This window comes from Leuconostoc litchii (assembly GCF_008107645.1).
Lineage (GTDB): Bacteria > Bacillota > Bacilli > Lactobacillales > Lactobacillaceae > Leuconostoc > Leuconostoc litchii.
The window spans coordinates 97,445-109,676 of sequence record NZ_SDGY01000008.1 but is presented as its reverse complement, the minus strand read 5'-3'; the positions used below and the strand labels follow the sequence as shown (position 1 = coordinate 109,676).

The window sequence follows — 12,232 nt, the reverse complement described above, 5'->3', positions numbered from 1 at the left end:
AATTTAAAAAATGCAACCAAGCAAAAGGTTGCATTTTAAGCCTTATACCAACGTTGTCCTTGTGGTGTATCCTCAACAAGAATGCCAACCTCTTTTAATCGATTGCGTAGCAAGTCCGATTTTGTGAAATCATGCGACTGACGAGCTTTTACGCGCATATCCAATAATTCACGTTGTTCTGTTGTTAAATCGGCATGACTGTCTAATCCATCAATGCCAAATACTGACATTAGTTTACTAATTGTTTCTAATAACTCTTGAATAGAATTTCTTTTAACCACATTGCTCTTTGTATACGTATTTGCTAGACTCACTAATTCAAAAATAGCGGCTAAAGCATTAGGCGTATTGAAGTCATCATTCATTGCTTGTTCAAACGCCTTCGTTTGTTCCTCAATAATTACTTCAACTTTTCCATCAGATCCTAATTCTGATGAGTCCAATCTAAATAATAAATTTCGGTATGCTGTACGAATACGTTCAAGCTCTAAGCGTGCTTGCTCAACAGTATTATTTTCATAATTAATTGGTCGACGATACTGAGTTGTTGACAGTAAGTAGCGAATAACCATGGGATCATCATATGTGGAAAGTAAATCATGAAGTGTTGTAAAGTTTCCCAAAGACTTTGACATTTTTTCATTATTGACATTCACAAAACCATTATGCATCCAGTAGTTTACAAACTTTTGTCCAGTTCTCGCCTCAGACTGCGCAATTTCATTGGTGTGATGTGGAAATGCTAAATCAATACCGCCACCATGGATATCAATCGTATTGGATAGATATTTTTGGGCCATTACCGAGCATTCAATATGCCATCCTGGACGCCCTTTCCCCCATGGTGATTCCCATGAAATAACTCCTTCACGAGGTTCGTTTTTCCAAACAGCAAAATCAACAGGATCTTCTTTGCGAACTGTCTCATCATCATTCAGGCGTCCAGCAGCATTCGCTTCCATTTCAGCTAAGTCTTGATGAGCTAGAATACCGTAGCCTTTGAATTTTTTCGCTCGAAAATAAACATCCCCTTCTGATTCGTAAGCGTATCCTTTACCAATAAGGTCTTTAACAAAGTCAATAATATCCGGAATCACCTCCGTAGCACGTGAACGTATTGTGGCAGGTTTAATGTTGAGTGGTAATGTATCTTCGTGAAATGCCTCAGCATACTTGTTAGCAACCGCTAACTCAGAAATACCTTCTTTTTGGGCGCGGTTGATGATTTTATCGTCAACGTCCGTAAAATTAGACACATAGTTAACTTCATAACCACGATATTCAAAATAACGGCGAACTGTATCAAAAGCAATTGCAGAACGAGCATTACCAATATGAATATAGTTATAAACAGTTGGACCACAAACGTACATATTGATTTTACCAGTGGTAATTGGCTTAAACACTTCTTTTTTCAGTGACAACGTATTATAGACGTAGATCATAGTTTGCTCCCTTTGTGTCCAAAAATTAGTATCACTTAATATTATACATGAGACATCAGGTATTTTGGAAAACATACCAGAATCATTTCTTTAATTTAACAAAAAAGCCGAGAAGTTTCTCGGCTTTTTTATTTCTCATGCTAAATATTTCATTTTCACATCAGCCATTGTCTTTAGAACGTTGTCTTTATCTAACAAAGTCAACATCTCTGGTAAGTTTGGTCCTTGCACTTCATGAGTGGTCATAATGCGGATAGGGTTCCATAAATTACGACCCTTAATTTCTAAGTCATTTTGAATAGCTCGAATAGTATTCATATAGTCGACCGCTGTTGCATTAGTTGGCAAAGCCTTGTATGCAGATTCCCATGCATCAGCAACCTGACGACCATCTTCTGAAGTTAAGTATTCAACCATTTCATCTGTTATATCACTTAATTCAAAGAACGGCTTACGCACTAATTCAACAATTTGACGCGTATATGATATTCCATCGACACCAGCAACTCTGATGACCTCTTCTAGCCATTTTTTCTTTGTTTTAGCATCATCTGCAGATAACAAGTCAGCATTTACTAGTTCTTGAGTCAATTGCGGCATCACAGCATCAGTATCACGACGCATCCATTGGTTGTTAACCCATTCTAACTTTTTTTGGTCAAACTTAGCATTTGCTTTACTCAAACGCTTTTCATCGAACATTTCCTTAAACTCTGACAAACTAAAGATTTCATCTTCACCCTTTGGTGACCAGCCTAATAATCCAATAAAATTGACCATTGCTTGTGGTTGATAGCCTAATTCTTTGTACTGTTCAACGAATTGCAAGAGATTTTCATCACGTTTAGACAATTTTTTGCCAGTTTCACCATTGATAATTAGTGCCATATGACCGAATGCTGGTACATCCCAACCCAAAGCTTCATAAATCATGATTTGCTTTGGTGTATTTGAAACATGGTCATCCCCACGAAGAACGTGAGAAATTTTCATTAAATGATCGTCAACAACAACGGCAAAGTTGTAAGTTGGCATGCCATCAGCTTTTTGAATGACCCAATCGCCACCAACTTCTTTGGCACCAATTTCAATATGTCCTTTAACGATATCATCCCAAGCATACACTTGCTCTTCTGGTACACGGAAACGGACTACCGGTTTCAACCCTTGCGCTTCAAATTCAGCATACTTGGATTCACGCTCTTCGTTAGTCAAACCTTCATATTCATAAACATAATGTGGTGCCTGCTTAGCTGCTTGTTGTGCTTCACGTTCAGAGGCAAGCTGCTCTGAAGTTTTATAAGACTTGTACGCTTGCCCACTAGCTAATAGTGCATCAATAAATTCTTGATAAATACCCTGTTCATTACGTTCTGACTGACGATAGGGTCCATAAACGCCTGGTTTGTCTGGACTCTCATCCCAGTCTAAACCTAACCAAGCCAAATTTTCAAGTTGTGATTTTTCGCCATCAGCAATATTACGTGCTGAGTCAGTATCCTCAATACGAATAACAAATGTACCATTATAGTGGCGTGCAAATAACCAGTTAAAAATAGCTGTGCGTGCATTCCCTATATGCAAATGTCCCGTTGGTGACGGCGCATAGCGAACACGTATATCTTCTGTCATGAATCAATAATCTCCTATGTATGGTATTTAGTACCGTTTTGTCTAGCTACTAGTATACAACACTCATGATACTAATTTCCAATCACGCAATCGCATTTTTAAGGACGTAAGCTTTTTGCAAAAAAACGAATTTGCTTTTCATAAAAGTCCTCTGGATTAGTGATTAACTCAGGATTGTCATAGCGGATAGTAGTCAAAAAATAACCGAAATTCAACCATATTACATTCATAGTAGCCGCTTCCACATCTACCGACTGTTTTATCTTATTTTGGGTCTGCATCTCTGTGAAATACTGCAGTAAGATTTTTCTGAATCGAATTGGTATTTCTTCGACCGCATGGCTCACTTTTGGCATTCGAAAAGATTCTTGAAGGCCTATCAAAACAACTTCTTGATGTTTCTCTTGAAACTCTTGATATGTTCTTGACATATTGATTAAATCAGTTTCCATATCACCAGTCACAATCAGTGCATCATCAAAAATAGCGGCTAAATCATTGAGATGACGATCAATCACAGCTGACAATAACCCCTCTTTATCTTTAAATTTTCTAAAAATCGTACTAGGATTGACATTCGCTTTTTCAGCAATTTTGTTGATGGTCGCAGATTGATAACCAACTTCTATCAACAATGTGATGAATGCATTTAAAATTAAATCGTATTTTGATGGTTGTTTGGACATGTTTCGTACCTCTTCTTTAGTTATATTATCATATTCTCTTTTGAAAGACAGATTAATTCCGTTATGCACGCAATCACTTGCATGCATAACAAATAAGTGCTACGCTATTGTCAGCAAAAGAAAAGGAGTTCCACATGGGGTTCAAAAAATTTATCGTCAGCAAAGGTGTTATCGGAGCGCTCATTATTGTACTATTCTATGGCTTATTGATGGTTGGCATTTATTTTTCAGGGTATAAAGTTGTGCCCAGCAAAATAAACCAATTACCAGTTGCCATTGTCAACCAAGATAAGGACAGCACGACATTAAAAAAACAACTAAAAAAAAGCTTGCCATTTAAACACGTCAAGACTGATTTGAATATAAAGCAAGCTAAAAATCAATTGAACAATCGTGGAATTTATTTGATCATTGATATTCCAAAAGATTTCAATGCCAATCTTAAAAAAATAGATGGTCAATCTAAAGGTGAACTTAAGTTTTACATCAACTATGCCAATCCTATGACATCAGTTTCATCCATGGAAGCTGTTGCCAAATCAGTCGGTAATCGTGTTCAAAAAAGTGTTTTACTGCAGCAGAGCAAAGGGATTCTAACAGCCATTGAATTGTCACAATTAGAATCAGAGACAAAATCATTAATTACAGCTAATCCAACACAAAAAGATGCTATTTTACAAAAAGCTGAACAAACAAAAAGCACTACTACATCAAAAATCAATCAAACTTATGCAAACGTTGCTAATTCGTACGATTACAGCATTGTAAAAATGAATAAAGCACCTTCTGGTATGCAACATAGCATGGCTCCGTTCTTCATGTCACTAGCTTTTTATATTGGTTCCATGATTGGCGCTATGTTAATTGTTGTTGCATACAAGTCATTTTCACCATTAATAGGTCGCTGGAAAGCATACACTTATACTGAAATCGCTATTATCTTAATTTCAATGATAGCACCACTGTTAATTGTTGCACTAAGCAAAAGTATGCTTCATTTTGATAGTAATACCTATTGGCAACTGTGGGTTAACCATTCTATTGAGTTATTTGCAGCATTGAACGTTAACCTAATCTTTTCATTGATTATTGGGCAACTTGGTATTATGATCAATATGCCTTTCATGCTGACTCAAGTCGTTTCAGGGGCTGGTCTCATTCCACGTCCAATCCTGCCTGATTTTTTCAAGGTTATGAGTAACATTTCTCCTTGTTTTTATTCAATTCGCGCAGATTACAACATCTTATACGGCGGCAATAGCACACACACCCTTTGGTTGCAACTTCTGACCATTGGCATCGTAGCTATTATCATTCACCTAGTTATTGTTGCTTTCCAGAAAAAGCGCGCACCGCTGGTACAACCTTCATAATAAAAAGGACCTTTCTAGGAAGGCCCTTTTTTTGTTTAGCAATTTAAAAATGTTTACCTAAATGGCTTTTCGTTTGGTCACTGACACGTATTTTATCATGGGCGTAGTAATGCCCAGTTTCATCGACTTGTTTTAAAAGCTGCCAAAGTAGTTGTCCCCATTTCCATGATAACCAGCCAACCATCCCCGTAACTAATGCCGAAAACAATACCAAAATCATTACTATCCATTCTAGTTGTTCGAAGAAAATTCCCATCAAAAAGAACGTGACTGCTAATCCGATAAGAAAAAACAGCAATAATATACAAAAGATCATTACCCCGACGAAAAAACGTACGCTGTAAGCTTTCCCTTTCTCAACATGTTCATAGAGAGCACTATTGATGTCAGCCAACCCTGTGAATAAATGCTCTGACATGATCATTCTCCTAAGGCAATTTTAAGCGCCTCACTTAATGTTGTTACTCCAATAACTTGAATACCATGAGGTAATTCAACGCCGTTTAAATTATTTTTAGGAACAATAGCACGCTTAAAGCCTAATTTTTTAGCTTCTTTTAATCGCCCTTCAATATCTGCTACGCTACGGACTTCACCAGTTAGACCAATTTCGCCAACAAAGACATCACTTGGCCTTGATTCTTTATCATGATATGAACTAGCCAGAGCAATAGCGATTGCTAAATCAATTGCTGGTTCATCAAGTTTCACGCCACCTGCTGCTTTTAAATACGCATCTTGATTTTGTAATAATAAGTTAGCGCGTTTTTCTAATACTGCCATAATCAATGATACGCGATTCCTATCGAGGCCCGCTGCCGTACGCTGTGCGTTACCAAATACGGTCGGCGTTACTAAGGCTTGTAATTCAACCAAAATAGGTCGTGATCCTTCTAACGCGACCACAATCGCCGATCCAGTGGCACCAGATAAGCGTTCTTCTAAGAAAATCTCAGAGGGGTTAGCCACTTCTATCAAACCGCCATTACGCATTTCAAAAATACCTAATTCATTCGTTGCGCCAAAACGATTTTTAACCGCACGCAGAATGCGATACTTATAATTACTATCTCCCTCAAAGTACAACACTGTATCGACCATATGCTCCAGAATTTTCGGCCCTGCTATGGCGCCATCTTTAGTCACATGCCCTACTATGAATATCGAAATATTATTAGTCTTAGCGATTTGCAACAGGTCGGCTGTCACTTCTCGAATTTGTGATACTGAGCCAACAGCCGATGAAACATCAGGCTCTTGCATGGTTTGTACCGAGTCAATAACAACAAAATTCGGTTGTAATTCCTCAATCTGCTTTTTAACGGCCGTCATATCCGTTTCCGGATATAAATAAAACTCATCGTGCCCAACACCCAAGCGATCAGCACGGAGTTTTACTTGAGTGGCAGACTCTTCACCAGTCACGTATAGAACCCGTCCTTCTTGAGCAAGTTGTCCAGATACTTGAAGTAGTAATGTTGACTTGCCAATACCAGGATCACCACCAATCAATACCATGGAACCGGGAACAACACCACCACCTAAAACTCGGTTTAATTCTTTCAACTTAGTTGCTACACGCGGTGTCTCTTCAGACGTAATCTCGTTTATTTTTTCGACTTTAGCATTGCGTCCATCGAGACTTACGCGACTTTTACGGTCATTTGATTCTGGTTGGATTTTTTCTTCAACAAGCGTGCCCCACTCACCACAATTTGAGCAGCGCCCCAAATACCGTGCAGACACAAAACCGCAGTTGGAACATATAAATTGTGTTTTTACTTTAGCGATATCTCAGTCCTTCCATTTAATTCGTTCTAACATCATCGTAAAAGTTATTATTGTCCTGTGGACCCAAAACCACCCTTACGATCTGATTTTTCTACACTTTCATCACCATCAGCTAGCAAATAAGGTAAGAAAAGTCCTTGCCCAATGCGTTCCCCTTTTTTAATGTGCACATCCTTCAAACCAAAGTTGATAAATTGGAAGAAAATTTCACCCTCATTACCTTCATTATTATAATAATCAGCATCGACAATGCCAACAGCATTAGGCATCATAATCCGTTTTTTAATTGGACCACTTGATCGTGAGACGAGTTGCAAGTACTCTCCTTCACCCATATATGCTTTAATTCCTGTTGGTACAAGAACTGGCTTTAGTATATTTTGCAAATCCTCATTGTCCTTAATACCAGAAAGTTTTCCTAATGAGAAGACATTGAGTCCCTTGAAAAAAGGATTACTCAAAATGCTTGGGAGCGTAATATCTGCTGATGCTTCAAAATCATACCCGGCCGCTTGTTGTGTGCTACGTTGCGGTATATTAATATTTTCGTTGGCATATTTACTAACAATTTCAAATCCACGTGTCATGACAGGTAACCTCTTTATAAATAGTTTATCCTCTATTATACGATATATAAAACATATTTTAACGATCATACGCTAAAAATATGACAAAATTTTCTATGTAAATCTAGAAACAAACGACACAGCTAACTGAAAATTATGTTAGTATCATAGATAAATAGCAAATTATTGCCTTAGCAATCTATGAACTGGTATGCAATTATACTATTATGATGAAACGAAAGGAAATGATTATGGAATTTCAACATGAAGACGGCCGTTATTTCTTAGAAAAAAATGACAAAGTTGTTGCTCAAATTACCTACACAATAATCAATGATGGGAAAACGTACTCAATTAACTCGACTGTCGTAGACGCATCTTTACGGGGACAAGGTATTGCTAAAAAATTATTAGATACAGTGGTGGCTAATGCACGCGCTAAAAATATGACAATTAAACCTGTGTGCCCCTATGTAAAAGAAGCATTTTTACGTTATCCCCACATTTATCAGGAGATTGAATACAAATCATGAGTTCATCACAAGATTTACAAAAAATTATTGCTGGTCGTCGTGCAGCAGAATTTGTTCAAGATGGTATGGTAGTTGGCATTGGTTCAGGCTCCACAATTGCTCATGTCATAACCGCTTTAGGTGAGCGTGTTGCTAATGAGAACCTAAAAATTGTTGGTGTTCCAACTTCAGAAAAAACACGTCGAAATGCTGCTAAACTTGGCATCCCTATGTACAATGTTGACGATGTTGATAAAATCGACCTCACGATTGATGGTGCTGATCAAATTTCTGATGACTTTTCTGCTATCAAAGGCGGTGGTGCTGCTCTCTTATGGGAAAAGATTGTTGCTTTTAATTCTCGAGAAAATATTTGGGTTGCGGATAGCAGCAAACGCGTGCCTAAGTTAAATCAGTATTTGCCAGTAGAAGTTATTCCTTATGGATCAGATCAATTATTTAAACGCTTTACAGCTGATGGTTTCCATCCGACTTGGCGTTTAGATCAAAACGGCAATCCAGTTCGAACTGATTCAGCCAACTACTTAATTGATTTACATGTTCCTATAATTGAAAATCCCCGCGATTTGGGCCAGGAATTAATTAATATGGTTGGTGTTGTTGAACATGGTTTATTCACAGACATAGTTAACCGTGTTGTTATTGGTAATAATGATGATGTTCAAATTATTACAGCGCCCTAAAGGGCTTTTTTTATGATTAATAATTAATTTGTGTCATAAAACATAACACATAAAATTGGTCTAGCTGTTTTTTACGGTAAAATATTCTCATAACTAGTAAGGAGAAGCAATATGCGCACAGAATCAGATTCACTCGGTCAAATCAATGTTCCCAAAGATGTCTACTACGGAGCTCACACGCAACGTGCGCTAAATAATTTTCCAATTTCTAAAGATACCACGCATCCTGAAATTATCCGTGCGTTCTTAGAAATTAAACAAGCAGCCGCCCAAACCAATGCTACCTCTGGTAATCTAGACCGATCTATTGCCAAACATATTGTTGATGCAACAAAAATTCTTTTAAATCAACCTATAGATACTAAAATGTTCCCAATCAGTGATGTTCAAGGTGGTGCTGGTACAAGTACCAATATGAATGTCAATGAAGTTATTGCCAATACAGCACTCGAACAAATTGGACGTCCACGTGGCGAATATCAGTATATTAATCCTAACGACCACGTCAACATGGGGCAAAGCACTAACGACACTTACCCAAGTGCTGGAAAAATTGCATTAATTAGAATACTAAAACCACTTTTATCAGAGCTAACACAGCTAGTAGATTCTTTAGGTAATAAAGCCGATGAATTTTCTAAAACCTATAAAATGGGACGCACTCAATTACAAGACGCTGTGCCAATGACTTTAGGCAACACATTCCATGCCTGGTTAAAACCATTACGTCGTGATTTTAAACGGATTGAATCTGCGCAAAATGAACTATATACGTTAAATTTAGGCGGATCAGCAATTGGCTCAGGTATCAATGTCAGCTATCATTACCAAGTACACATCGTACCAAATCTTGCTAGTATTACTGGGTTATCACTGGAACAAGCACACGACTTATTTGATGCAACATCAAACTTAGATGGTTATGTTGCTTTATCTGGTTCATTGAAAAATCTGGCAATCAATTTGTCAAAAATGTCCAACGATCTACGTTTACTCAGTTCTGGACCACGATCCGGATTACACGAAATTAATCTCCCCGCTAAACAGGCTGGTTCTTCAATCATGCCTGGTAAAGTTAACCCTGTTATCCCCGAAGTCGTTAATCAAGTTGCCTTTGAAATGATGGGATTTGATGCTACTGTTACAGCAGCTAGCGAAGCTGGGCAATTAGAATTGAATGCATTTGAACCAATTATTTTCAAAAGTTTGATTGCTGGTATTGAACATTTGCAACAAGCAATGCGCACACTTAGACGCAACGCAATCGATGATATTACTGTTAACCAAAGTCGCCTATCACAAGATATCGACTTGTCTGCTAGCTTTGCAACTGCAATGGCCCCTATGATTGGATACAAAGAGGCAGCTAAAATCGCCAAAGAATCTCTTCGTACTGGAAAGTCGTTACGCGAAATTGCTGAAAAGAAAAATAGATTTACCGAAAGCGAGTTAGAACACATATTCAGAGTTGAAGATATTGTCATCAACGCACGTACACCTGAACATGGTCTCGTACTCCATGCGCCAAAAACAACAGCCTAATAAAAAGGACGACTGGGTCGTCCTTTTTATTTATTGATTTAACAATGTTAATGTTGGTTGATGTAATTCATTATCAAAATATTTTTTTAAAGCTTGCTGATACAAAGTCGGTTGATTAGCTAGTTGCGCAAATAACGTTAAACACGCTTGTAACTTTTCAGCATCGACGTGACCGAAAACAGCAACTGCATCCACAGATTCAATATTTAGTATTATTTTAACAGCCTTTTCTAGACGTGCCCGTAATACATCATCGTCTAAATATTCACGTGCTTCTCGTAAGCCGTTAATACCGTAATACATCGCACGCTCGCTGGTTCCCAATCCTCGAAGTTGCGGAAATACATACCACATCCAATGTGTTTGTTTGCGTCCAGCAGATAATTCGTTAACCGCATCATTATATGTATTGACACCAACAATACGGCCATCTTGTGCATCGATAAAACGCTGTAATTCACTATTAATTGTTAAGAGTTGGACTCGCCCTTTTTCTTGAAATTGTCTATATGTTTGATAAACTGCACGACCTGAAAAAGTTAAGTGAACATGATCAACTGTCTGTGGTGTCATCCACTCTTTTCTGTCAATTTCTGTATCATCCATCATGTCTAATTCTTTTGACCAATTTGTTAGTAGAAATACGTTAGTATATAACTTTACACGATCACCATTTGGATACTTTGTACGGTAATTAGCTCCTGAAACTGTACCAATTAATTGTAAATCTTGTGTATCGGCTTGAATACCTGATTCTTCCAAAGCTTCACGAGCGGCATTTTCTTGCCATGACATTTCCGGTTCAATATACCCACCAGGAAAAGCCCAACCATCAAAATCACGGTTATAAATCATCAATAGTTCGCCGTTTTCGTTAGCAATTACTACGTCCACTGTGGGCATTACGAGCTCAAATTCATGACCAATTTTTTCTCGTATTTTAGCAACATATGAATCTTGATAAGGCATCATCGTCTCCTTTTATACGCTGAATTTATTTAATATCGTTTCAATGTCTTTAATCATTAAAGTAACTGTACCATCAGGATTATTCACAAACTCCACTTTACTTAAGTCTTGGTAAACATTTATCGGTATTGAAATTTCGATTCCAGAATCTAATTTGAACTTTTGCACGCGATACTTTTTCTCGTATTTATCTGCATTAACTACCGAAACTTCTTTGGGTAATTTTTTTTCAGTTACTTTTTCCTGATATTCCTGCTTAGCACTAACGTTATCGCCAAATACTTTTTCCGCAATAACATCCGTACTAATACTGCCAGTTTCTGCTAAACTATTATAAATCACGTCCTGCGTTATCGCCAAGACTTCATGTTCTGGTTCATCATATTTTTCTGCTATAGTTTTAACCGTCCGCTTAATCGTCTGAATATTTTCTTTTGCTGAAATTTCCGGCTTAATTTCCAAAAAATTTTCTGAAAAATAGGACACACGATGTCCATCAATAATTTGCTTTTTTTCTAATAACTGATAACTACTTTCAGCAAGATTGACTATAACAGCTTCATCTACAGTTTGTGTTGCAGCAGGTAAAATTGACTGATTCAATACTAAATTATTAACCATTTCATCGTTTTCATATTCAACTGCATGAGCATATCGAGCACCAAAATTCAGTTTGATTAATCCGAAAATCGCACCCTCATCCACTGTTGCTTGAAAGCTTAATAAATCTCCCGCAGGAATCGTTTCACTAACCGAGATTGTATCAAATAATTTAGCCGCTAACTGTGTGGTCATCTCTGGAAAGTTGTCTTGTTTAAGCATATTGTCAAGATAACTACCTGATACTAAGGTACCTGTTTTCAAGTCACCCCTATAAATTTTAGCTACTAACTTCTCAATGTACTCATGAACGCCAACATTATCTACGTTCATTTCTCCTTGCGAGGCAATAAGGCTACCTGTATTCGTATCCAGTATATGGAGAATTGCATGTTGAATAATCATGTGAACA

General features: G+C 37.5%; 12 protein-coding genes. 4 read left to right on the top strand and 8 right to left on the bottom strand.

Annotation, left to right across the window (positions count from 1 at the left end; translation table 11 throughout):
• Window positions 1-35 precede the first annotated feature (35 nt).
• The 3 genes from cysS to ESZ47_RS08870 form a co-directional block, all read right to left on the bottom strand.
• Window positions 36-1,445 carry a cysteine--tRNA ligase gene (gene cysS, locus ESZ47_RS08880; RefSeq protein WP_148606629.1) on the bottom strand — a complete coding sequence of 470 codons (1,410 nt, stop codon included), beginning with the start codon at window positions 1,443-1,445 and terminating at the stop codon, window positions 36-38.
• A 135-nt stretch (window positions 1,446-1,580) separates the two neighbouring features.
• Window positions 1,581-3,077: a glutamate--tRNA ligase gene (gene gltX, locus ESZ47_RS08875; protein WP_148606628.1), complete on the bottom strand. Its 1,497-nt coding sequence runs from the start codon at window positions 3,075-3,077 to the stop codon at window positions 1,581-1,583.
• Window positions 3,078-3,175: 98 nt separating this feature from the next.
• A complete protein-coding gene (locus ESZ47_RS08870) occupies window positions 3,176-3,763 on the bottom strand; it encodes a TetR/AcrR family transcriptional regulator (RefSeq protein ID WP_148606627.1) in 588 nt (195 codons plus the stop codon).
• Between the two features lie 134 nt (window positions 3,764-3,897).
• Here ESZ47_RS08870 and ESZ47_RS08865 point away from each other — a divergent pair, with 134 nt between their 5' ends.
• Window positions 3,898-5,136, top strand: coding sequence for a YhgE/Pip domain-containing protein (locus tag ESZ47_RS08865; RefSeq protein ID WP_148606626.1), 1,239 nt, complete (start codon window positions 3,898-3,900; stop codon window positions 5,134-5,136).
• A 43-nt stretch (window positions 5,137-5,179) separates the two neighbouring features.
• Here the strand turns inward: ESZ47_RS08865 and ESZ47_RS08860 are convergent, their stop codons facing one another.
• From ESZ47_RS08860 to ESZ47_RS08850, 3 genes are read right to left on the bottom strand one after another with little or no spacing between them, the layout of a single operon-like run.
• Window positions 5,180-5,554 carry a hypothetical protein gene (locus ESZ47_RS08860; RefSeq protein ID WP_148606625.1) on the bottom strand — a complete coding sequence of 125 codons (375 nt, stop codon included), beginning with the start codon at window positions 5,552-5,554 and terminating at the stop codon, window positions 5,180-5,182.
• A gap of 2 nt (window positions 5,555-5,556) precedes the next feature.
• Window positions 5,557-6,927 carry a DNA repair protein RadA gene (gene radA, locus ESZ47_RS08855; protein WP_148606624.1) on the bottom strand — a complete coding sequence of 457 codons (1,371 nt, stop codon included), beginning with the start codon at window positions 6,925-6,927 and terminating at the stop codon, window positions 5,557-5,559.
• Window positions 6,928-6,974: 47 nt separating this feature from the next.
• The gene (locus tag ESZ47_RS08850; protein WP_148606623.1) at window positions 6,975-7,514 is read right to left on the bottom strand and encodes a dCTP deaminase/dUTPase family protein; all 540 of its coding nucleotides are present in this window, start codon (window positions 7,512-7,514) and stop codon (window positions 6,975-6,977) included.
• A 224-nt stretch (window positions 7,515-7,738) separates the two neighbouring features.
• On the opposite strand from ESZ47_RS08850, the gene ESZ47_RS08845 reads away from it, so the two are divergent.
• The 3 genes from ESZ47_RS08845 (at window position 7,739) to ESZ47_RS08835 (ending at window position 10,251) form a co-directional block, all read left to right on the top strand.
• Window positions 7,739-8,026 (top strand): GNAT family N-acetyltransferase, encoded by a 288-nt coding sequence (locus ESZ47_RS08845; protein WP_148606631.1) that lies wholly within the window; start codon window positions 7,739-7,741, stop codon window positions 8,024-8,026.
• Window positions 8,023-8,709 (top strand): ribose-5-phosphate isomerase RpiA, encoded by a 687-nt coding sequence (gene rpiA / locus ESZ47_RS08840; protein ID WP_148606622.1) that lies wholly within the window; start codon window positions 8,023-8,025, stop codon window positions 8,707-8,709. Before ESZ47_RS08845 ends, rpiA begins: the two co-directional genes overlap by 4 nt.
• A 111-nt stretch (window positions 8,710-8,820) precedes the next feature.
• On the top strand, window positions 8,821-10,251 hold the full coding sequence (locus ESZ47_RS08835) for an aspartate ammonia-lyase (protein WP_148606621.1): 1,431 nt from the start codon (window positions 8,821-8,823) through the stop codon (window positions 10,249-10,251).
• Between the two features lie 30 nt (window positions 10,252-10,281).
• Here ESZ47_RS08835 and ESZ47_RS08830 read toward each other — a convergent pair whose 3' ends face one another.
• Both ESZ47_RS08830 and ESZ47_RS08825 read right to left on the bottom strand, forming a co-directional pair.
• On the bottom strand, window positions 10,282-11,220 hold the full coding sequence (locus tag ESZ47_RS08830; protein WP_148606620.1) for a DUF1810 family protein: 939 nt from the start codon (window positions 11,218-11,220) through the stop codon (window positions 10,282-10,284).
• A 12-nt stretch (window positions 11,221-11,232) separates the two neighbouring features.
• Window positions 11,233-12,225: a nucleoid-associated protein gene (locus tag ESZ47_RS08825; RefSeq protein ID WP_148606619.1), complete on the bottom strand. Its 993-nt coding sequence runs from the start codon at window positions 12,223-12,225 to the stop codon at window positions 11,233-11,235.
• Window positions 12,226-12,232: the final 7 nt, after the last annotated feature.